We start from the raw sequence: 23,330 nt of genomic DNA, 5'->3' as shown, positions 1-23,330 counted from the left end.
TTGAGTATTTCTACTCAACAAGCTTGTGGGCAACACATTAATGATATTTTCCCTGAGTTTTCTGTTCCTAAAGTGTTGAGCTTTGGACAACATTATGCCGAACAAGAAATCAAGTTTAAAAACAAGGAAGAACTATGCTTATTTATCAGTACGATTACACCTATAAAAATGGATCAGGAAATTATCGGTTTGGTTATTTCCTTCCGAAGCATTCGTGAGCTGCGAAAATTAGCAGGACGATTGATTCGAGAAGATCGCAAATATACTCTTGACGGAATATTAGGGACCAGTAAAGCGATGACTATGCTTAAGCAAAAAATGCAACTTGTCGCTGCAACAGACTCGACAATCTTAATTACAGGCGAGAGTGGAACCGGTAAAGAGTTATTTGCCCGAGCTATTCACGAAGAAAGCCATCGAAAAAACGGCCCATTTATCGCCATAAATTGCGGAGCTATTCCGGAGGCGCTCCTGGAGAGCGAACTTTTTGGGTATGAAGAAGGAGCCTTCACGGGAGCTAGTCGCGGTGGTAAACCAGGAAAATTCGAACTAGCGGATGGTGGAACAATATTTCTCGATGAAATTGGTGACATGCCGATGCATCTTCAGGTGAAGTTGTTACGAGTGTTGCAAGAAGTCAGAATTGATCGGATCGGTGGAGTAAAACCAGTGTGGGTCGATGTCCGGATTATCGCTGCGACAAATCGCAATCTCGAAGAAATGATCGAAGAAAAACTATTTAGAAGTGATCTCTTCTATAGGCTAAGTATTATTCCTTTTTATATTCCGCCGTTGCGTGAACGGAAAGAAGACTTGATGCTTCTACTCTATCATTTTTTAGATAAGTATAATCTGATCCTTGGCAAACAAATAACTGGTTTTACACAAGAAGCCCAGAGGAAAATGCTAACATACCCTTGGCAAGGGAATGTAAGAGAACTTGAAAATGCAGTTGAGTATGCAGTCAATATTGTCACGAAAAATGTTATTGACTGTACTTGCTTGTCCTCTCGAGTCAATGACTATTATGAACAGAATGTCAGTCTACCCAGAGGGGATGTCCAACCAACCTTAGCTGAGTTAGAGAAAAACGCCATCCTAGCTGCTTTGAAAAGGTTCGGTAGCAGCGGTCAAGCTAAAGAGAAGGCGGCCGATAGCCTGGGCATAAGTAGATCTACTTTCTACAGAAAGGTAAAAGATCTGGAACTAGAAGATAAAATAATTACCAAATATAGATAGATACAAGTTTAATACCCTGTTAGATTAAATGTCCCGAAAAAGGACCCAGCATTATAGTGTGCTGGGTTTGCTTGTTAAACGTACGATTGGAGTATATCTATTAACTCTATTAAATAATTATTTGTAGAATTTCAAGTTCTATAAATTTATATTTTATATTTTTAGTTTTTTGGAAGATTATTTGCTTGCTGATTATCAAAAATCCCTAAAACGGGATTATTGAATCCTATAATAGGATAATCGAGAATCACTGGAGATCCACTAAATATCGGCATTTAGCAAATTAGAAATAATTAATATCCCAAAATGAGATTTCTATTACAATCTGCTTATAAGGCTAAAATCGTTAAAACGGCTCAAAATGCAGGTTTATGCTAGATATTAGAATTGGCACAATATTTGCAATGATCATTAAACGGTTGAACTGTTGGATTTAGCGAAGGGGGTAGAAAAAAAGAAATGCCATATTATTATGAAGAAGTTTGATAATAAACGCTCTAAGCGAGTTCGATAAGTCAGAATGCATTAGAATGACCATCAGTCATCCTAGTTGGAAGGTGTAAGAATGAAAAGCAAAGTATTTGCCTGTTACACATTAGCTGATGAATAGATAATCTTAAATAGTAGAAGGAGGAAGGCAAATGTTAATCATTGGGGAACTTATCAATACAAGCAGAAAAGCTGTTAAACCTGCCGTTGAGCAAAGGGATGTGGCCTTTATTCAGGAGTTGGCGAAAAGGCAAGTAGAGTCTGGGGCTCATTATGTAGATGTTAACTGCGGTACTATGGTGCATGACGAGGTTGAGACGATGGAATGGCTTGTTCGCACTATTCAGGAAGTAGTATCGGCACCGCTTTGTATTGATACACCCAGGACAGAGGCAATGGAGGCCGGACTTGCCGCTATAAAGAATGGTCAGCCCATGGTTAATTCCATAACGGCAGAGAAAGAACGCTACGCCATGGTCTTACCTTTGGTTCTAAAATATAAGGCAAAAGTTGTAGCATTGTGTATGGATGACACGGGTGTTCCAGAATCTGCTGAGCAACGTATTGCGATTGTGCGTAAATTAGTGGGGGATCTTACAGCAGCCGGAGTTCCGGAAGATGATATTTACCTAGATCCGCTTGTCACCCCAATCAGTACGGGAGATGGGTGTGGTAACGATGTTCTAGATACAGTCCGTTTTATTCGTAAAGAATATCCTCGTGTTCACGCGGCATGTGGCCTAAGTAACGTTTCATATGGGTTACCTAACCGCAAGATTTTGAACCAAGCCTTTATGATTCAGACAATGGAAGCTGGCATGGATGCCTATATTCTTGATCCACTTGATAAAGCAATGATGGGTTTTGTTTATGCCTCTCAGGCTTTATTGGGACAAGATTCATTCTGTATGCAGTATTTAACTGCCCACCGTAAAGGGTTGTACGAATAGAGATAGCCTGACAATACATCTCAGCAAACATCGAGAGGAGCGTTGCGAAGGAATTTTAAACTGATGGTTTAAAAATTATAGGATACGGGTGAGGTTATGAAAGCTATGCGTGAGAACTTGTATTCACCGTTGTTTGCGTCAGAATTAGAATCAAACCAATCCTATGTCCAACAAATAGCAGATGTTATTTCAGCAGTGATAGAATTTGAGGTTGCTATTATTGATGACAACTTGAAAGTCATTGCCGGGACAGGAAAATACAAGAGTGAGATTGGGATTGTTTATGGAAAAGGATCGATCACAAAGTATATCGTTGACAACGGCGGTTATTTTGTTTTAGATGACGAACCTCTTAAACACAGCATTTGTAAAGATTGTCAGCAGAAGATAATCTGCAAACTCAAAGCCGCAATACTATCTCCAATCATCTTGAACGGCAATATAATTGGCACAATTTCAATTTTTGCTTTTGACGAAGTGGAAAAGCATGAGCTGCTTGCTAATCGAGACAAGTTGCAAGACTTTTTGATGAAAATAGCAGCTTTAACAAGTAGTAAGATTGGTGAAAATCAAATGCATGGTCGCCTCTCATTAATGGCCAACCAATTTAGCGCAGTCATTAACTCTATTGTCGAAGGACTCGTAGCGATTGATCATGCAGGTTTTATAACCCATGTTAACAAGTCTGCCGAAAAGCTATTGAGTATTTCTACTCAGCAAGCTTGTGGGCAACACATCAATGATATTTTTCCAGAGTTTTCTGCTCCAAAAGTTCTGAGCTTTGGACAACAATATGCCGAACAAGAAATCAAGTATAAAAACAAGGAAGAACTCTGCCTCTTTATCAGTACCATAACACCCATCAAAACAGATCAGGAAATTATCGGTTTAGTAATTTCCTTCCGAAGCATTCGTGAGCTGCGAAAATTAGCAGGACGATTGATTCGAGAAGATCGCAAATATACTCTTGACGGAATATTAGGGACCAGTAAGGCGATGACCATGCTTAAGCAGAAAATGCAACTTGTCGCCGCAACAGACTCAACAATCTTAATTACAGGCGAGAGTGGAACCGGTAAAGAGTTATTTGCCCGAGCTATTCACGAAGAAAGCCATCGAAAAAACGGCCCATTTATCGCCATAAATTGCGGAGCTATTCCGGAGGCGCTCCTGGAGAGTGAACTTTTCGGGTATGAAGAAGGAGCCTTTACGGGAGCTAGTCGCGGTGGTAAACCGGGAAAATTCGAACAAGCGGATGGAGGGACAATCTTTCTCGATGAAATTGGTGACATGCCGATGCATCTTCAGGTGAAGTTGTTACGAGTGTTGCAAGAAGTCAGAATTGATCGGATCGGTGGAGTAAAACCAGTGTGGGTCGATGTCCGGATTATCGCTGCGACAAATCGCAATCTCGAAGAAATGATCAGTGAAAAGTTATTTAGAAGTGACCTCTTCTATAGGTTAAGTGTTATTCCGTTTTATATTCCGCCGTTGCGTGAACGGAAAGAAGATTTGATGCTTCTGCTCTATCATTTTTTAGATAAGTATAACCTGATCCTTGGTAAACAAATTACCAGCTTTACACAAGAAGTTCAGAAAAAAATGCTTGTTTACCCTTGGTTGGGGAATGTAAGGGAACTGGAAAATGCAGTTGAGTATGCAGTCAATATTGTCACGAAAAATGTTATTGACTGTACTTGCTTGTCTTCTCGGGTAAATGACTATTATGAACAAAATGCCAGTCTATCAACAGGGGATGTTCAACCTACCTTAGCTGAGTTAGAGAAAAATGCTATTGTAGCTACATTGAAAAGGTTCGGTAGTAGCGGTCAAGCTAAAGAAAAGGCGGCTGATAGCCTAGGCATAAGTAGATCTACTTTCTACAGAAAGGTAAAAGATCTGGGGCTTGATATCAAAATTCCTAAATAGAGATAGTCATCCTAAGTTGAGATTCGCCAAAAGGCATTATCTATGGGAACTCAGCGATAATATTACGGTTTTCGTTCTTATATTGAGACAACAGAGTTATTGGATGGCTTTTTGGATAGAACTAAGCAGTCTGTCTGAAGAGCTTTTCAATTTTGTTCAGAAAATTTTTTAAAGAACTATATCAAACTTAAACATGGCTGACCTAAAAACTGTGCCGCTGAAACAATGATTAATGCAGGATTTTCTGCTCGTTTAGATTGACAATATAGCATAATAAAGCGAGAAACAAAGCCTCTTAACTTAATGAGTATGCATTCATTAAGTTAAAGTGGCATGCTTATTGCAAATAAATTTAATATTCAGAAAAGATAATCATACATCTCTGAACGCAGTTGGAAACCAAATTTTAATTATTGTACTGCGATTAGGCAAGATGGAGGGGGAGTGCCCATGGTCAAGTGAACTCCAGATGATCGAACTAAAGAGAAAGATTAAGGAGGAACGAAGTATGGATGAAAAAAAGAGTTTCCTAGGAAAAATTGATCGGACTATTTTTTCAATTTCTGCGATCATTATGGTTCTGTTTGTTTTCTTTACATTGCTTCAACCTAAAGCAGCCGGTGCAACTTTCAGCGCGGTACAGAAATTCATTACGGACAATTTCGGTTGGAGTTATTTAATTGGAGTAACTTTTTTCCTATGTTTTGCTATATTTTTAGCGTTAAGCAAATATGGCAAACTTACCCTAGGCAAAGATGGAGAGAAGCCTGAATACAGCACTTGGAGCTGGTTTGCCATGCTCTTTGCAGCTGGTATGGGAATTGGCCTTGTCTTTTGGGGAGTAGCTGAACCCATGTATCACTATTCGGCTCCTCCTTATGGCGAGAAATCGAGCGTTGAATCAGCTCAAATTGCCATGCGTTATGTATTTTTCCATTGGGGCTTACATCCATGGAGTATTTTTGCCGTAGTCGGCTTGTCAATGGCTTATTTTCAGTTCCGTAAAGGTTTACCAGCTTTAGTCAGTTCCTCTCTTTATCCGCTACTTGGAGAGAAAGGAATAAACGGTTGGGTTGGCAAACTAGTCGATATTCTTGCAGTATTTGCTACGATCTTTGGGGTTGCTACCTCACTGGGATTAGGTGCTACTCAGATTGCTTCCGGTTTAAATTATGCCTATGGCCTTCCCACCGGGATGACGACAACTGTCGTTATCATCGTAGTGATTACGGCATTATTTATAACATCGGCAGTAACTGGAATTAATCGAGGGATTAAGTTCCTTAGTAACGCTAATATGGTACTAATCGCTATAATTGTGGGTTTTATACTAATCGTTGGGCCAACTCGGTATATTCTTAACGGCTTTACCGAAACTTTCGGGTCTTACCTTCAGAATATTGTTCAAATGAGTTTTTGGGCCGATACCTTCAAAACAAATGATGGTTGGGTTGGAGGATGGACCATTTTCTACTGGGCATGGTGGGTTGCCTGGGGTCCTTTTGTTGGGGCATTCATTGCGCGTATTTCGAGGGGCAGATCGGTCAGAGAGTTTGTCTTGGGTGTAGTCATTGCTCCTACTTTAATGAGTTTTCTGTGGTTGTCAGTCATGGGCAACAGTGCCCTGTTTGTTGATGTTGTTCAACAGGGTGGGATTGCCGCTGCAGTGGCAAAAGATATGAGCACAGCCATTTTTGCCATGTTCCAGTACTACCCGATGGCGAGCATTCTAACCATCTTGACCACCTTGATCATAGCGATCTTCTTTATTACCTCGGCAGACTCGGCTACATTTGTTATGGCTATGTTAACTTCGGGTGGGGAATTAAACCCTAAAGCCGGGCTAAAGATTACTTGGGGTGTGATTGTCGGTGCTGTAGCCATCGCCTTGATGATAGCTGGTGGATTGAGTGCGCTACAGACTGCCTCCATTGCTGCAGCCTTTCCGTTTATGATCGTCATGTTTGCCATGGTAGTATCACTTACAAAGGCCTTTAATAAAGAATTTGATCAGGAAAGTGTTAAACAAGTTAATAACTATAATGCACCCACAAAACAAAACAGTAAGACAGTTTAAACAATCAACATATATATGTACTTTCATTAAAGGGTTAAAACTTTAGTGAAACAAAGACCCACATCATCAATAGTGGGTCTTTGTTTGTTAAACGTACAGTTGGCTCTGCTTTAAAATAGGTATTGTCAAATGAACAATCTTTTAAACAGGCTATAAATTTCTTTAAATTGTCCCTGCCTTGTGTGATCCTGTGTGATTAGGATTACCAATAATCTTAAAAAGAGATTATTGAATCCTATAATAGGATAATCGAGAATCCCTCCGACATCGGATATATCACAGAATTTTGGGAAGTGGATGATATCAATATCCCAAAATGAGATATTTTAGTAATCTGGAAAACGCAAACAACGCAAAAAACGGCTCAAAATGCTGATTCTTGTTCATTATTATAATTGGCACAATATTTGCAATAATCTTTAATCGGCAAAATTATTAAATTTAACAAGGGAGGTAGAAGCAGAAATGCCCAATTATTATGAAGAGATTTCTCAAAACGTCATTACCGGTCAACTTGACCGAGTTAAACAACTGACTCAACAGGCCATCGAGGCCGGAAGTAACCCTGTTGAAATTATTAACCAAGGACTAATCCCGGGAATGAGTGTCGTAGGAGCACGATTTAAGTCCGGTCAAATGTATGTGCCGGAGGTCTTAATGTCGGCTCGGGCTATGAATGCTGGTATGGAGCTAGTCAAACCCCTCATTCTCAGTGAAGATATCCCTTCAGCGGGCAAGGTGGTCATTGGAACGGTCAAAGGCGACCTTCATGATATCGGGAAAAACTTAGTCGGCATGATGTTAGAGAGTGCTGGCTATACGGTCATCAACGTAGGAGTGGATGCGGGTCCCGAGAAATTTTTACAAGCGGTCAAGGAGCATCAACCGGGTGTGATCGGAATGTCAGCTCTGCTCACGACGACCATGTTGGCCATGAAAGATACGATCGAACTCTTAAAAGAGGAGGGCCTGCGCGACAGAGTAAAAGTAATGATCGGTGGGGCCCCGATATCTCAGGACTTCGCCGATGAAATCGGGGCCGATGGGTTTGCCCCGGATGCAGGGTCTGCAGCCGATCTTTGTAAGAAACTTCTAGCTTAGTAGATTGAGGAAGGAGAGTGTGTGACTTGTCAAAAAGCCAATACGTTAGGGCCAACTATCAAGTAAATACGACACCACAGTTTAAGGTGTTGAGCGATGATCAATGTGAAACCATCTTAAATGGTGCCCTCGAGGTGCTGGAGCGAACGGGTGCTGAAGTACACAGTGAAGAGGCCTTAGAAATTTTCAAAAAGGGAGGCTGTTGGGTTGATGGCAATACGGTGCGTTTCCCATCTCACCTCGTCGAGTGGGCGATCCGTAGTGCACCTTCACGAATTGTTATTTCTAATCGAAACGGTGAACGAACCATGTTCTTGGAAGGGCAGAATGTTTATTATGGCCCAGGACCCACGAATACTTACACCCTCGATCCCTTTACTGGGGAACGACGGCGTCCCCGGAAGTCTGATACGTTGCGGGCAGCGATTACGGTCGACGCCTTGCCTAATATATCTTATGCCATGGATTGCGGAACCATCATGGATGTCACACCGACGTTAGCAGATGTTCATGCGTTTCAAGTTATGGTCGAAAACACAACCAAACCCATTATCCATTGGGGTTTCGGGATCGATCAGTATCAGGACATCGTGGATATGGCTGCAGCAGTGGCGGGAGGCATGGAAGCCCTGCAACGCAATCCCTTTATTATCCTTTATTCAGAGTCTAGTCCCCCGTTACGCCATTCGTCAGAGGCCATTGATAAAGCAATATTTGCAGCCAAGGCCAATATTCCCGTCATATATACACCCTGTACTTTCTCAGGTGGAGTGGCTCCTGCCACGATGGCAGGAAGTCTCGTAATCTCAGTGGCCGATTTCTTGGTAGGACTGGTAGCGGGTCAATTAGTCCGCAAAGGTTCATCCTTTATCATGGGTGGACTAATTTCCACCATGGACATGTCAAGCACGATTTTATCCTATGGAGCCGCGGAATTAAGCTTACTTTCGGCAGCCTTAACCTCTGTCGCCCGCCACATGAAAATACCGATGTTCAGTACGGGTGGTTGCACGGATGCCAAAGTGATCGACACTCAGATGGGCATTGAAGCAGCCTTTTCAATTCTGATCGCCGGTTTAAGTGGCGCAAATATTGTTCACGACTGTAGCTATATGGAGTATGGTGCCACCTCTTCCTTAGAACTCATGACCATGGATGATGAAATCATTGGCATGGTGAAGAAAATTCTAGGTGGTATTCTAGTTGATGATGAACACTTAGCCGTCGATGTTATTGACAAGGTCGGCCCGGGTGGTCACTACTTAGCGGAAGACCATACCATGGCCCATTTCCGTGAAAACTGGGCACCCACCCTGATCAACAGGCTCAGGTATGACGGCTGGAAGGCAGAAGGCTCTAAGTCCATGGGACAGCGGGTCAAGGAAAAAACCCAAGCTATCATTAATAATCATAAACCCGAGAAACTAGCAGACAGTGTGATTGCAGAAATTCAAGCAATTGTCGATAGAGCGGAAGCGCGGGAAGCGAAGAAGAGTTCAAAATAGGGAGGTAAAAAGAGATGGCCAATTATTATGAAGAGATTTCTCAAAGCGTCATTGCCGGTCAACTAGATCGAGTCAAACAACTGACCCAACAGGCGATCGGGACGGGTGACAACCCGGTTGAAATTATTAATCAAGGGCTGATCCCGGGAATGAGTGTCGTAGGAGCACGGTTTAAATCCGGTCAAATGTATGTGCCGGAAGTCTTAATGTCAGCGCGGGCTATGAATGCTGGTATGGAGCTAGTCAAACCCCTCATTTTAAGTGAAGATATCCCTTCAGCGGGTAAAGTGGTGATCGGAACGGTCAAAGGTGACCTTCATGATATCGGAAAAAACTTAGTCGGCATGATGTTAGAGAGTGCAGGCTTTACAGTCATCAATGTAGGGGTGGATGCGGGTCCAGAGAAGTTCTTACAAGCGATTAAGGACCATCAGCCGGGTGTGATCGGCATGTCAGCCTTGCTCACGACGACCATGCTGGCTATGAAAGATACGATCGAACTCTTAAAAGAAGAGGGCCTGCGCGACAAGGTAAAAGTGATGATCGGTGGAGCTCCGATATCTCAGGACTTTGCCGATGAAATTGGGGCCGACGGGTTTGCCCCGGATGCAGGGTCTGCTGCGGATCTTTGTAAGAAACTGCTAGCCTAATAAGTTTTGAAAGGAGGATGACAATGCCTGTAAGAAGCAATTACGTACAAAATGCTAGCCCGATGTTCAGCATTCTTTCCCCTAGCCAATGTGATGAAATATTACTAGCGGCTCAAGAGGTTCTCGAACGTACGGGTGTGACTGTACATGATGAAGAAGCCCGTGATATATTAAAGAAAGCAGGCTGTTGGGTCGACGGTATCCTAGTTCGTATCCCTTCAGCGGTCGTAGACCGGGCGTTAAGATCTGTGCCTAAACGGGTGACTTTTTGTAATAACCGAACGGGATCTAGGGATGTCCTGCTGGAAGGGCACAACGCATATTTTGGCACCGGCTCCGATACTCCGTTCACCATCGACCCTTACACCGGAAAGCGCCAACGTTCTACGAAAGAATCGGTGAGCAACGCTTGTAAAGTGATAGACGCCTTGCCAAATCTCGATTTTGTCATGTCCCTGGGTATTGTTCAGGATGTGCCGCTTCTTATCTCGGATCGCCATCAGTTCGAGGCTCAAGTGCTGAATACGAGTAAACCCATTGTAACCACGGCCCATGATATTTATGGCTTCGCCGATATTATTGAGATGTGTGAAATTATGGCCGGAGGGGTTGAGGAATTACGGCGCAATCCCTTTATGACGCTTTACGCAGAGCCGATTTCTCCTCTGCAACATGCTTGGGAGGCGGCCTCCAAACTGATTTTGGCCGCCAGAAAAGGGCTGCCCGTGGTTTATACGCCTTGCGTTATGGCTGGTGGAACAGTCCCTGCTACGATGTCAGGCATACTCACCCAAGGATTAGCAGAATCCTTAAGTGGGTTAGTGCTTAATCAATCAACCCGAGAAGGTTCTCCGTTTATTATGGGCGGAGTGTTTACGATTATGGATATGTCCAGTACCATTTTCAGCTATGGTTCACCGGAATTCAATCTGCTCATGTCTTCGTTAGCGGATATGGCTCACTACCTTAAATTGCCAATGTTCGGGACTGCTGGCTGCTCCGACTCCAATTTAGTCGATGAACAAGCGGGAATAGAAGCGGCTATGTCCATTGCCATGACGGCCCTCTCTGGACCTAATCTAAATCATGATGTCGGGTATATTGAATATGGTTCCACATCGTCCTTAGAATTTCTAACGATTAACAATGACGTGATTGGGATGGCTCGTCGTTTAGTGCGCGGTATCCAGGTGACCGATGAGACCCTAGCCTTAGATCTGATTGATAAAGTAGGTCCACGAGGACATTTCTTATCCGAGGATCACACGATGAAACACTTTAAAACTGAAACATATTATCCAAGTCTGATTAATCGTCAACGTTATGAGAGTTGGCAGGCAGACGGAGAAAAAACTCTCTTCCAACGAGCCAATGAAAAGGTTAAAGATATCATAGAAAATTATGAACCAGATCCACTTCCGAAGGATGTTCAGCAAAAAATTCGGGCCATCGTAGAACGGTCTGAACAAAAAGTTCGTTAAGTCGGCAATGAGGACAGGGTATCACCCCCACTTGTAGAAGTGGGGGTTCGAAAACTGGAAGATGGATTAGAAAGGGGTGACAGGCTATGCCCCTAGTATTGGGGATTGATACTGGCGGAACCTTTACAGATGGGGTGCTTCTTGATTTAGAGACCAGGGAAGTAAGGGAAAAGGCCAAGGCATTTACGACACGTGAAGATTTATCGATTGGAATACGAAACTGTATCGAGAACATGGGTGACTTTACCCCGCGTCAAGTTCAGCTCGTATCACTGTCCACGACCTTAGCTACGAATGCTATTGTTGAGGGTCGTGGTTGTCGGGTTGGCTTAATTCTCATAGGGCATGAGTCAACCGGCAACCTACCTGCCCAGCAGACCTTTGTTGTAAGAGGCGGGCATGATATTAAAGGGATACCTCTAGCGGAACTCGATCTTGAGGCTATCCGAAGAGCAGTGACTGAAATGCATGGTCAGGTCGATACGATTGCAATTTCCGGCTATCTTAGTATTCGGAATCCAGAACATGAACAGAATGCTCAAAGAATAATCCAAGAGCTTTGGGATGTACCGATTGTATGTGCCCACCAACTCACGACTGCTCTCGGTTTTCACGAACGAACAGTGACGACCTGCCTAAATGCTAGACTGTTACCGATCATTGCCGAACTTCTGGCAGCGGTCAAAGCCGTTCTCAAAGAGAAGGGAATTTCAGCTCCTTTGATGATTGTCAAAGGGGATGGCTCACTGATGAGTGAAGAGATGACTCGGGAAAAGCCTATTGAAACCATCCTGTCAGGGCCTGCGGCCAGTATTGTGGGAGCAATATTTCTAACCGGAACTGAATCCGCCCTAGCCTTAGATATGGGTGGGACCACGACAGACATTGCTATCCTAGAGAACGGTCGCCCCAGGATGAACTGTGAGGGAGCCACAGTAGGAGGGTGGAAGACCCGTGTTGAGGCTGCAGAAATCAGTACCTTTGGACTGGGCGGAGACAGTTATATCCAGGTTTCCAAGGATCGAAAACTAATCATCGGGCCGAGAAGGGTCTGGCCCTTGTCAGTCGTAGCTAACAAGTATCCTCTTCTCATCGAAGAATTGAAGAGAGTTGACCCGAATCGGGAAATAATCGATACCCAACCAGCGGATTGCTTTATGTTGGTCAAGAAACCTGTCCAGGGAGACCGCTGGAATCAGACAGAATGGCAAATAATCCACGCTCTAGAGAGCAGTGCTCACAATATTTTTGCTCTTGCAGACAAAGTGGGACGTGATCCAAACTTATTGCCCTTAAAAGAATTAGAGCGGGCTCAGATAATTGGTCGAATTTCTTTTACCCCCACGGATTTACTGCATGTCCTCGGTAGCTTTACAGACTATAATGTCACAGCTGCTCAGGAAGGAGCGAGGATTCTAGCGCATAGATTGAGAATAGGACTGGACGAATTTGCAGATAAAGTCTTGAATGAAATCCAAACCGCTCTTAGTATGACTATTTTACAAAGTTTTGCCTACCGAGAGGGGTTGCGAATCAATCTTAACACTGAGCCAAGCGTGGCATTTCTATTAAGCTCTCTGCTTGATGGTTGTCACAAGCGGGGATTTAAGACTGAGATCAGGCTTAATTATCCGATTATTGCTTTAGGGGCTCCGGTGTCAGGCTATCTTCCCGCGGTAGGGAATACCTTGAATACCCCAGTTATGATACCGTTACATGCCGAAGTGGCTAATGCGGTGGGTGCAGCTTCCGGTCAGGTTGCTGAACTCATTCGCATCCTGATTAAACCAGGTGTAGCAGGGGGGTATGTAGTCCATGCGCCTTGGAAACGGGAAGCCTTTTTATATCTGGAAGAGGCCGAAAAGAATGCTTTAGACAAAGCCAAGCAAGTAGCTCTGCAGAGAGCACAACGCGCGGGAGTGCTTAATCCGGAGTTATTCATTGAGAAAGAAGAAGTACTAAGTCATACGGCCGGAGGAGATGACGTCGTGTTTCTTGAAACGCGCCTTGAGGTCACGGCCATCGGTCATCCTAGTTGGGAGGAATAAAGGGGGACACGGTTTTGACAAGGCCAACTCTTGCGACACTTGTACCCGAAGAAATTGAAAAAATAAAAGCAGCAAGTCTCGAAATTTTGGAACGTACCGGAGTTAATATTGATCATATAGAGGCCAGGGAAGTTTTACAGGCTGCTGGTGCTAAAGTAGAGGGAGAACGTGTCTATTTTCCGCCTAAACTAGTAATGGAGGCTATAGCTAAAGCCCCTCGCCAATTTACCATTCATGCCAGAAATCCCAGTAAAAATATCACCGTCGGCGCTGGAGACCCGGTTCTTGCTCCAGGATACGGAGCACCGTATGTTACCTTGGCTTCAGGTCTGAGGCGCAAGGCTACCTTCGTAGATTTTATCAAATTTGCTAAGCTTTCTGGCTCGAGCGCCAATATGGGGATCTCTGGCGGAGTGTTGGTAGAGCCTAGTGATGTTGCTGAAAAAGACAGGCATAATGCCATGTTATATGCTTGTATTGTTAACTCGGATAAACCCTTTATGGGCAGTGCAACTGGGGAGAAACATGCTAAAGATACTTTAAGGATGGCTGGAATACTTTTCGATGGTGAAAAAGGCATTCTGAAACAACCAGTAATGATAAGCTTGATTAATACAATTACTCCCTTGATGTTGGACGAACGAATGGTTGGGGCCCTGATAGCTTATGCAGAAGCAGGACAACCCGTGATTATTGCGTCCTTAGGCATGGCCGGAGCAACCTCACCGGCTACTCTGGCAAGTGCACTCGCTTTGCAGAATGCGGAAATACTGGCAGGAATCACCCTTGCTCAAACGATTCGGGAGGGAACCCCGGTGGTTTATGGTTCAGCCTCGTCAATCACTGAGATGCGTAACGGCTCTTTAAGTATTGGTGCTCCCGAAGGAGCCTGGATCATTGCCACCGCAGTCCAAATAGCCCACTCCTACGGTTTGCCGTGCCGAGCCGGGGGATGCTTAACAGATAGTAAAATCTTGGACCTTCAAGCTTCCTATGAAAGTATGATGAGTCTTCAGGCTGCCGGAATGGCGGGTGTGGATTTTGTTCTCCATGCAGCAGGTATCCTGGAATCATACATGTCCATGTCGATGGAAAAATTCATTATGGATGACGAACTTTGCAGCATGGTACGGCGTTTCCTGAGAGGAACTAAGCTTGATGTGGACGATTTAGCTGTGCAACTGATCCATGATGTGGGTCCGGGGGGACAATTTCTAACTTCAGACCATACTTATCAAAATTTCCGTACTGAGTTTTGGCAGCCGACCCTATCGAATCGGGAAACCTATGACCAATGGAGATTAAACGACTCTTTGCCAATGATTAATCAAGCTGAAAAACGCGTTAATGAAATCGTAGATAATTATGAAATTCCCTACTTAGACAAGTCAATTGAGCGAAAACTGAAAGAAATGGCTGGTATCTAATACTGACTGAATTATAAGCAAGGTTCATAGTCAATCTTCTTTTCCAACTTAAGTTGAAAGGAAAAATTGGCTATGAACTTTTTTTTCAGGAAGGCGAGCTTTTTTGGATAAATTATGCACTCTTGGAAGGATATGAAGGGAAGGTGTGGAATGTTAGAAGATACAAAGAAGAGGAGGATGAAAGGTAGAAAACAAATACTGGATTGGGGAGGTGGCAAAGGTTGTCATGGTTTAATAAATTGAACGAGGTCCTTAATGCTGTGCATAATGGAATTGTAGCTATTGATGCCGAAGAGCGAGTTACAATCTTTAATCGCCAGGCGGAGCGCATGCTGGGAGTCGCTGCTGGTAAAGTCATTGGACAGAAACTCAGTGATTTATTACCTGCTGGACTTACGTCGGTACTCTATAGTGGTAAACCCTCGTTTGGGCAAAAGTTTGAACAAAACGGCCTAATTATGGTCACCAATCGTACACCGATTATTGAAGGCGACAGGGTAGTTGGCGCAATTGCAGTATTTCAAGATGTTTCTGACCTCGAATCTTTAGCTATGGAGTTAGGGTACGTTAAAGAGTTAAATAAAGAATTTGAGGCTATTCTCGAATCCTTTTACGATGGCGTTGGGATTATTGATGGAGAAGGTACTCTATTAAGAGTCAATACTAGTTATGAAAGAATTACAGGTTTGTCCAAGCAAGACAATGGAGTTGGCCGTAATGTCAGAGAGCTTCAAGATGACGGTACAGTTTCCCAAGCGGTCGCCTTACTTGTTCTGAGCCAAAAAAAACCGGTGACTATCAAACAAAAAATAAAAACCGGTAAAGAAATTTTAATTACTGGCAGCCCCGTTATTAATGAAAAAGGGGAAGTTCTACGTGTAGTCTGTAATATACGTGATATGACTGAACTGAATCTTTTGCGAGAACGGATAGAAACTACGGAGCAACAGAATATCCGCTATGCCCACGAAATTAAGGAGTTGAGAACAAAGCTGTGGCGTCATGAGGAATTCATATTCCGAAGTGCGAGTATGCAGAGGGTTTTTAAACTGATAGTTCGTGTGGCTCATGTAAATTCACACGTCTTAATTACTGGGGAGTCCGGGGTAGGAAAGGAAATTGTGGCCACCTTAATTCATGAGTTAAGTCCTCGTGTCAATGGGCCCTTTTTACAAATCAATTGTGGAGCTATTCCGGAAAACTTGCTCGAATCAGAACTCTTTGGCTATGAAGAGGGAGCTTTTACAGGTGCCCGATGTGGAGGGAAAAAAGGTATTTTCGAACTTTGTGAGGGCGGGACTCTACTTCTTGATGAGATCGCGGAAATGCCGATGACAATGCAGGTTAAATTATTGCGAGTATTGCAACAACAGGAGGTACTTAGAGTCGGTGCTGCCAAACCCATTAAATTTAATGTGCGGGTAGTGACCGCAACGAATAAAAACTTAGAAGAAATGGTAGCCCAACATAGTTTTCGGGCGGATCTTTTTTATCGCTTAAATGTCGTACCCATTCACCTCCCTCCCCTGAGGGAGCGTACAGATGACATTGTCCCTTTGGCTATCCACTTTTTAGAAGGCTTTAACCGAAAATATTCTAGCAATATTAGATTTGAGCCGGAAATTTTGTTGGCTTTTGAACGTCATCCTTGGCCAGGTAATGTTCGCGAATTAGAAAATTTGATTGAACGAATGCTGATTATGAATGAGGATGAGGTTTTGACTCTTAAACATCTGCCATTTAATGTGAACAGCGTACCTGAACAACAGGCTCTCGTAATTCAGGTTAATGAACCTCTGCCTTTCGAAAAAGCCATTGAAATGTTGGAAATAGAACTCTTGCGTAAAACTTTGCAGGCCTATCCAACGATAAGGCAGGCAGCCAAGTTTCTAGGTGTTTCCCACCCCACAGTGCTACGTAAAATTCAAAAATATAAATTAATGTCAGCGGATTAGTTAAAAGGTGGTACATTCCTTGGAAAGAGTGGTAAATTGTGTATCGAAGAGATTGAAATAATAGTCGGCTTATAGCGTGTGTTTCAGGAAATGTCAGGAAAAAGTGGTATTGTAATGTACCAAGGCTATTTTTGAATCATGATCCAGTCTGGTTCAAAGAACTGTTAAAAGCCTAAATTATACTGTATAGTACGCTAGATAAGCTGTTCAGGCTAATAGTGAGGTTCTTAACGAAATTAGGAATTCATCTTGCATTAAAATACAGTCATGTGACTCGCCATTTGGGTAGAGATCTATGACTAAGTTGAGAAGCAAGGTGGTGATAAGGCGAAAGTCTGTCAGAGATATTTACAAAAAGTTCACGGTTTTAATTGATACCTTTGGGTGTTTCTTGGTGTTTCGGTGCTGGGAAAGGGAGGTAGTCCTCCCACTAAAAGAGACAGGGTGCTTGGAAAATGCTATTGCGCAGTTTCCTTATTTTTTACTGATCAATAATCAGAATATTAAAACTATTACTTAGTAAAAGTGCGTAAAATTTAGGTTGCTAAAGGGAATTCATTCAAGTAATTTAACCTGAAATATTCTAGGGGGTGAAGCTTTTGTCGGATTTAAACTACTGGGAACCTGGAAACCTGTTAGAGGCAGTTTCTATACTAGCTAATTTGGGAGATCAAGTCAGACCTTTAGCAGGGGGAACTGATCTGTTAGTTAAAATGAAGAAAGGCCCTATAAACTGGAGGGGCATCGTCAATATTAAAGGCTTGACAGAACTTAAGGGAATCAACTATGAGGGCCTAACCATCACCATAGGTGCCTTAACACAAATAAGCTCCCTAATCGAGAACCCGTTGGTTCGTATTCACTTCCCTGTATTGGTTGAGGCAGCAAGGAGTTTGGGTACTCCTCAAGTGCGTAATCTGGCAACGATTGGTGGTAATTTATGTAATGCATCTCCTGCGGCAGATGTTGCCTTAGTTCTTTTAATGTATGAGGCACGCTTGCTGATTATAGGACCTAGTGGGTCACGCAAGGTTCCTGTGCAGGAGTTTTATGTTGGACCTAGTCAAACGGTGTTACAACAAGGAGAACTACTTACTGCCATAGAAATGGATCTTCCACCGCTGAACAGTAAGGGTGTGTTTTATAAACACGGAAAGCGCAAAAGTCATGAAATTGCCTTAGTTAATGTAGCAGTGCTCTTAACGCCTCAGCCGGGAACAAAGCAAATCAGAGCCAGGATTGCTGTTGGTGCTGTTGCTTCGACTCCGTTACGTATCAAGGATGCGGAGGATAGTTTGACCGATTCTTTGGCAACCCTGAGCGCTTTCGAGCAGGCAGCGGAATTGGCTAAGCAGGCAGTTAACCCAATTGACGATGTTCGGAGCACCGCCAGTTACCGTAAGCAAATGGTGGGTGTTCTAACACGGCGAGCACTTGTTGAAGCTTGGGGGGGAGAACTATGATGACACCGATAAGTTTGCAAATTAATGGTGAAACATATCTAGTTAATGTTCCGATAAAAAAGACCTTATTGGATGTGCTTAGAGAGGACTTGGCCCTGACTGGTACAAAAAAAGGCTGTGACAGCGGGGAATGTGGTGCTTGTACAGTATTAATGGATGGTAAGCCAGTCAACTCATGTCTTATCTTAGCGGTCGATGCAGTGGGTAAGCAAATTTCCACGATTGAAGGCATAGGTGGGATTATGGAATTAGATCCTATTCAGGAAGCACTAGTTGCCCACGGGGCAATACAATGTGGTTATTGCACCCCGGGAATTGTTATGACAGCTAAAGCATTATTAGATAGCAATCCTCATCCGACAGAAAAAGAAGTACGAGAAGGAATCACAGGAAACCTTTGTCGCTGTACAGGGTATGTTAAGGTCGTCGAAGCGATTATGGATGTAAGTCGTCGATAGGGAAAGGAGGGAAGCAATTATGAGTTATTCTGTTGTTGGTCATTCATTACCCCGGGTAGACGCGCGGGAAAAAGTCAGTGGGAGTGCTTTATACACCGGGGATATGGTGTTGCCCCATATGTTGGTTGGTAAAGTGCTGCGTAGTCCTTACGCTCACGCTAAGGTTATCAGGATTGATACCTCAAAGGCCAAGCAATTGCCAGGGGTTAAGCTTGTTTTAACTTATGAGGATACGCCGAAAATTTTGTGGAATAGTGCTGGGTTTCCTCCATCACCAGGGGCAATCCTAGTTGAGGATCAATACATTCTCACAAATACTCCTCTCTATGTCGGAGACGGAATTGCTGCAGTGGCAGCTGTTGATGAAGAGACGGCAACTCAAGCCTTAGAGCTTATCGAAGTTGAATATGAGGTGTTGCCTGCTGTTGTAAGTATGGAACAAGCTTTGGCGGAAGGAGCGCCACGTTTACACGACGCCGAAAATAATACTTATGGGCATACACCAGTCGTAATTGGAGATGTTGAGGCAGGCTTTGCTGAAGCAGATTATGTCTTTGAAGACACTTATCAGGTGCCCAAAGTCAACCAAGTAAGCATGGAACCCTGTGGAGTTTCCATGGCGGCACCAGACATGGATGGTCGTGTCACCATTTGGACATCGACACAAATGCCTCATTTGGTTCGGAGAATTACAGCCCATGCCTTAGGCTTAAAGATTGGACAGGTTCGCATCATAAAGCCGTCGGTGGGAGGAGCATTTGGAAGTCGTCTAGGGGTGGTTAATGAACCAATCTCCGCTTTATTGGCTATGAAGGTTGGGCAACCGGTTATGCTCAAATATTCGAGGGAAGAAGCCTTTTTAGCGACAGAATCCAGACATCCTATGACGATGACTCTCAAAACCGGTATGAAAAAAGATGGTACATTTACGGCTCGCCAGTTTACCTCTTATATTGATGGCGGTGCTTATGCCACACATACCCCTTCCTTGGCTGGACCTGTGGCCGGTTGGTTTTTAGCTATGTATAAGTCTCCCAACATAAAAGTAGATAACTATTCTGTCTATACTAACGCTACACAATGTGGTGCTTTTCGCGGTTATGGAAACCCTCAGGTGGTGTTTGCCGTAGAATCACAGATGGATGATATCGCAGAAAAATTGGGTATAGATCCTCTGGAGCTGAGACTCAAGAATCACCCCTGTGCCGGAGAGGTTTGGATGTGGAGTGGTTGGGCAATTGAAAGCTGCGGCTTAGAGGAGTCTATTGCAAGTGGTGCTAAAGCAATCGGGTGGACAGAAAAAAGAAATAATGGACGAATAAGTCAAGGGGTTAAAAAGCGTGGAGTCGGGATGGGTTACATGATGCATGTGAGCGGGGCTAGACCGATGCTCCATGAAACCTCTGCCGCTATTATTAAAATCAATGAAGATGGTAGTGCCAATTTGAATTTCAGTAATTCTGATGTTGGGACGGGTAGTGCTACATCCTTATCCCAGATTGCCGCCGAAGAGCTTGGGATTCCCTTCAACGAGGTCATGATTAGCAAAATGTCGGATACAGATGTCAATGGATTTGACATTGGTAGTCATGCCAGTCGCCAGATTTATTCTGGAGGAAACGCTGTAAAAAAGGCCGCTACAATGGCCAAAGAACAGTTATTGGTAATGGCTGCAGAACTTCTAGATATCCCTGTTGAAGGACTTGAGGTGAAGGAGGGCAGAGTTTGGGCGCGAGACGATTCCTCCAAATCACTGAGCGTCGCAGAAATATCCCATGCTGCTCACTTTGGTAGCCATGGTCATCAATTTATCGGAGCAGTAAGTGAGGAACCACCAGGTAATCCACCCGTTTACGCTGCCCAATTTGCCGAAGTCGAAGTTGATACCGAAACTGGAATCATTGAGGTCATAAGAGTGGTTGCTGCTCACGACGTTGGAACGGCTGTAAACCCGGCCTCAGTAGAAGGCCAAATTCAAGGAGCAGTTCAGCAGGGAATCGGTTACGCCTTAACAGAGGATTACCGTATTGATTTGGGAACAGGTAAGCCCTTAAATTCTAATTTGTCGGATTATAAAATTCTGACCTCAGTAGACATGCCGCAAATTGAAACAATTTTAGTCCAGGCAGCTAGTGAAACTGGACCTTTTGGAGCTAAAAGTGTAGGGGAATCTGGGTTAGTGGCTACGGCTGCTGCTATTGCCAATGCAGTTTATGATGCCATTGGAATCAGATTCAAAGAGTTGCCGATGACTCCAGAAAGAGTGTTGACTGCACTGCAGAATAAAGATCAGTAGAAGATGTAATTCCGAAAAGCACCGTCGGGGAGTTTTAACAAGTTTTATAGCGTGGAAACCATGTAAAAAATGTGTCTCCACGCTAATTATGAAGTCCTTGGAATTAATTAGTGATTTGTTTTTTGGTACATATACATACCAAAAAACAAATCACTAAGGTGTTTTAATGACAAAACAGTCCTTAGTAAGGGTGAAGTAGAAAATAATCCCTGGTAAATTGTTGTACCAGCTATAAAGGCTTATTTTAGAAGCGAAATAGTCTTAATTCAGTTGTTAACTGAAGGGGCGCGGTATATTATTGTACCAAGTTTAAAATAAAAATCAGAATATTTAGAATAAACCTTACTGTTCAGGCTGTAAATACTACCGTCCACACTCAAGATTAGGTCCTTTAAGGATAAATCCTCCAGAAATGAAAAAGTTGGACGTTAACTTGCATTGAATGAGTTTGTATTAAAAAGCTGGAGGAGGTGTAGAGTTTGCTGCAATTTATTATTCAGGGACGTGGCGGTCAAGGGGCGCAAATGGCAGGGGATATTTTAGCGAATGTATTTTTCCGGGAAGGCAAATATGTCCAAGCTTATGCCACTTACGGAGGAGCTAGACGGGGTACAGCGGTCAGTTCTTTCATTAGAGTGGATGACCAACCTATCCGCTTACGCTGTAACATTGAAAATCCAGATGTTATAGTCTGCTTCGATCCCAGTCTACTTAATGATGTTCTCTTAAGAGGTGCGACTGAGAATACTTTTGTCATCATCAATTCAGCTCAACCGCCCGAACATTTTACTGGTTTAGGAAGGTTTCGGATTGTTACCATAGATGCCATGGCTATAGCTAGCGATAATAAGCTAGGACGGATCGTTAATACAACCTTGGTTGGGGCGGTTGCTGGTTTGCTAGGTCAACCCACCCTTGAGGTTTTATGTGAAGTTGTCTCAGAGATGAGCCCGGTTAAAGTGGATCAAAACCTTAAATGCTGTGAGGATGGGTATAGATTAACTAGAAAGGGGGGTGTTAAATGAAAGAGACCTTTAAGGAAGTACCTTCTATTTGGACGACCGGCTGGACGGATATTTTGAATACAGGGACTTGGCGTAGTGCTATCCCCTTTTATCAAAAGCGTTTAGCACCTTGCCACTGTGCCTGTCCAGTTGACGGGGAGATACCTACTTGGATCATGTTAGCCAGGAAGCAACACTATCGAGAGGCTTGGTCTTCTCTTGTGGACAACAATCCTTTTCCCGCGGTAACTGGGCGAATCTGTCATCATCCCTGCGAGGGTGCCTGTAATCGTCGTGAATATGATGGTGCAGTCGCGGTCAATGCCCTTGAACAATTTGTTGGCGATTTAGCCTTGAGTGAGGGGTGGGCCTTACCCCAGCCAACGGTAGCACTAGACCAGAAGATAGCAGTGATCGGTGGTGGACCAGCAGGACTATCCTGTGCTTATCAGCTCAAAAGACTTGGTTATAAGGTTACCATCTTTGAGACTCGTCCCGAACTCGGCGGTGTTTTGCGCTATGGGATTCCTAGCTATCGATTAGCCAAGGAAACCTGGGATGGGGAATTAAGACGCTTAGAAGCACTAGGTATAGAAGTAAAGTTGAATCATTCGGTTAAGGCCAGTGATTTAAGCGGGTTAGAAAAGGAATATTCAGCCGTTTTCCTGGCTTTAGGGGCTCAGAGTTCTAAAACACTCCCCCAATTTTCAGTAGATAACCTCAGGGTGTTTAACGGCTTAGATTTTCTGGAAAAGGTTAACCGTGGAGAAGCTCCTCCATTAGGGCAAGACGTGGTTGTCATCGGGGGAGGTAGTGTGGCCTTAGATGTCGCTGGTACAGCCCGGCGTTTAGGTAGTCAGGTTAAGGTACTAGCCTTAGAGGCTAGAGAGTCACTGCCCGCTCAGCCTGATGAGCTGACTGAGTCTTTGGAAGAAGGAGTCGAGATTTTAGCGGGTGTTATGGTTCAGAATGTAGGCATAAGTTTTGAAACCCTTAGTTTGCACTGTATCAGGGTTACGTTAGATGAGAATTCTCCTGCAGGAGTACTTAGGCCAATTCCACTCTCTGGTACTGAATTTAGCGTTTCTGCAACGAATGTTATCTTGGCGGTTGGACAAGATGCCGAATTGACCGGTTGGGATAGCGTAATCAATGTCGGACAATCTTTAGTCAGGGTCGATGCTAATTTAGCGACTAATCGACCTGGAATTTTTGCGGGCGGAGATGTGACTCCTGCAGAGCGCTTTGTCTCCACAGC

16 protein-coding genes are annotated in these 23,330 nt (G+C 43.7%); all 16 read left to right on the top strand.

All coding sequences use genetic code 11. From position 1 onward, the window contains the following. The coding region (locus JL57_RS12465; protein WP_034142375.1) for a sigma-54-dependent Fis family transcriptional regulator at positions 1-1,239 on the top strand (1,239 nt) is incomplete at its 5' end. 641 nt (positions 1,240-1,880) lie between these two features. After that, complete coding sequence (locus JL57_RS12460) at positions 1,881-2,678, top strand: methyltetrahydrofolate cobalamin methyltransferase (protein ID WP_034142374.1); 798 nt, start codon at positions 1,881-1,883, stop codon at positions 2,676-2,678. A gap of 105 nt (positions 2,679-2,783) precedes the next feature. After that, complete coding sequence (locus tag JL57_RS12455; RefSeq protein WP_045690988.1) at positions 2,784-4,607, top strand: sigma-54-dependent Fis family transcriptional regulator; 1,824 nt, start codon at positions 2,784-2,786, stop codon at positions 4,605-4,607. A 508-nt stretch (positions 4,608-5,115) separates the two neighbouring features. Further along, positions 5,116-6,684 carry a BCCT family transporter gene (locus tag JL57_RS12450; protein ID WP_045690987.1) on the top strand — a complete coding sequence of 523 codons (1,569 nt, stop codon included), beginning with the start codon at positions 5,116-5,118 and terminating at the stop codon, positions 6,682-6,684. Positions 6,685-7,149: 465 nt separating this feature from the next. Continuing rightward, on the top strand, positions 7,150-7,785 hold the full coding sequence (locus tag JL57_RS12445; RefSeq protein WP_034142373.1) for a B12-binding domain-containing protein: 636 nt from the start codon (positions 7,150-7,152) through the stop codon (positions 7,783-7,785). Positions 7,786-7,811: 26 nt separating this feature from the next. Continuing rightward, a complete protein-coding gene (locus JL57_RS12440) occupies positions 7,812-9,290 on the top strand; it encodes a trimethylamine methyltransferase family protein (RefSeq protein ID WP_034142372.1) in 1,479 nt (492 codons plus the stop codon). A gap of 14 nt (positions 9,291-9,304) precedes the next feature. Continuing rightward, positions 9,305-9,940 carry a B12-binding domain-containing protein gene (locus JL57_RS12435; protein ID WP_034142371.1) on the top strand — a complete coding sequence of 212 codons (636 nt, stop codon included), beginning with the start codon at positions 9,305-9,307 and terminating at the stop codon, positions 9,938-9,940. A gap of 23 nt (positions 9,941-9,963) precedes the next feature. Beyond that, on the top strand, positions 9,964-11,421 hold the full coding sequence (locus JL57_RS12430; protein WP_034142370.1) for a trimethylamine methyltransferase family protein: 1,458 nt from the start codon (positions 9,964-9,966) through the stop codon (positions 11,419-11,421). 86 nt (positions 11,422-11,507) lie between these two features. After that, the gene (locus JL57_RS12425) at positions 11,508-13,469 is read left to right on the top strand and encodes a hydantoinase/oxoprolinase family protein (protein WP_034142369.1); all 1,962 of its coding nucleotides are present in this window, start codon (positions 11,508-11,510) and stop codon (positions 13,467-13,469) included. 14 nt (positions 13,470-13,483) lie between these two features. Then, on the top strand, positions 13,484-14,896 hold the full coding sequence (locus JL57_RS12420; protein ID WP_034142368.1) for a trimethylamine methyltransferase family protein: 1,413 nt from the start codon (positions 13,484-13,486) through the stop codon (positions 14,894-14,896). Positions 14,897-15,117: 221 nt separating this feature from the next. After that, positions 15,118-16,851, top strand: coding sequence for a sigma 54-interacting transcriptional regulator (locus JL57_RS12415; protein WP_291300021.1), 1,734 nt, complete (start codon positions 15,118-15,120; stop codon positions 16,849-16,851). A 599-nt stretch (positions 16,852-17,450) separates the two neighbouring features. Then, positions 17,451-18,314: a xanthine dehydrogenase family protein subunit M gene (locus JL57_RS12405; protein ID WP_034142366.1), complete on the top strand. Its 864-nt coding sequence runs from the start codon at positions 17,451-17,453 to the stop codon at positions 18,312-18,314. Continuing rightward, positions 18,311-18,772, top strand: coding sequence for a (2Fe-2S)-binding protein (locus JL57_RS12400; protein ID WP_034142365.1), 462 nt, complete (start codon positions 18,311-18,313; stop codon positions 18,770-18,772). The genes JL57_RS12405 and JL57_RS12400 overlap by 4 nt, the downstream gene beginning before the upstream one ends. Positions 18,773-18,791: 19 nt before the next feature. Beyond that, positions 18,792-21,068: a xanthine dehydrogenase family protein molybdopterin-binding subunit gene (locus tag JL57_RS12395; protein ID WP_034142364.1), complete on the top strand. Its 2,277-nt coding sequence runs from the start codon at positions 18,792-18,794 to the stop codon at positions 21,066-21,068. Positions 21,069-21,547: 479 nt separating this feature from the next. Then, positions 21,548-22,093: a 2-oxoacid:acceptor oxidoreductase family protein gene (locus JL57_RS12390; protein ID WP_034142363.1), complete on the top strand. Its 546-nt coding sequence runs from the start codon at positions 21,548-21,550 to the stop codon at positions 22,091-22,093. After that, positions 22,090-23,330: FAD-dependent oxidoreductase (locus tag JL57_RS12385; protein ID WP_034142362.1), on the top strand; the 1,241-nt coding region annotated here is incomplete at its 3' end. The genes JL57_RS12390 and JL57_RS12385, both read left to right, overlap by 4 nt.

The organism is Desulfosporosinus sp. BICA1-9, from assembly GCF_000802135.1.
The sequence above is the reverse complement of the archived record's forward strand: the minus strand, read 5'-3'. Positions and strand labels throughout refer to the sequence as shown.

Excerpts from the sequence above, each read along its gene's own strand:
- JL57_RS12400 (WP_034142365.1), top strand. The coding sequence starts at position 18,311 with ATGATGACACCGATAAGTTTGCAAATTAATGGTGAAACATATCTAGTT.
- JL57_RS12430 (WP_034142370.1), top strand. The coding sequence starts at position 9,964 with ATGCCTGTAAGAAGCAATTACGTACAAAATGCTAGCCCGATGTTCAGC.
- JL57_RS12435 (WP_034142371.1), top strand. The coding sequence starts at position 9,305 with ATGGCCAATTATTATGAAGAGATTTCTCAAAGCGTCATTGCCGGTCAA.
- JL57_RS12395 (WP_034142364.1), top strand. The coding sequence starts at position 18,792 with ATGAGTTATTCTGTTGTTGGTCATTCATTACCCCGGGTAGACGCGCGG.
- JL57_RS12425 (WP_034142369.1), top strand. The coding sequence starts at position 11,508 with ATGCCCCTAGTATTGGGGATTGATACTGGCGGAACCTTTACAGATGGG.
- JL57_RS12445 (WP_034142373.1), top strand. The coding sequence starts at position 7,150 with ATGCCCAATTATTATGAAGAGATTTCTCAAAACGTCATTACCGGTCAA.
- JL57_RS12450 (WP_045690987.1), top strand. The coding sequence starts at position 5,116 with ATGGATGAAAAAAAGAGTTTCCTAGGAAAAATTGATCGGACTATTTTT.
- JL57_RS12455 (WP_045690988.1), top strand. The coding sequence starts at position 2,784 with ATGCGTGAGAACTTGTATTCACCGTTGTTTGCGTCAGAATTAGAATCA.
- JL57_RS12460 (WP_034142374.1), top strand. The coding sequence starts at position 1,881 with ATGTTAATCATTGGGGAACTTATCAATACAAGCAGAAAAGCTGTTAAA.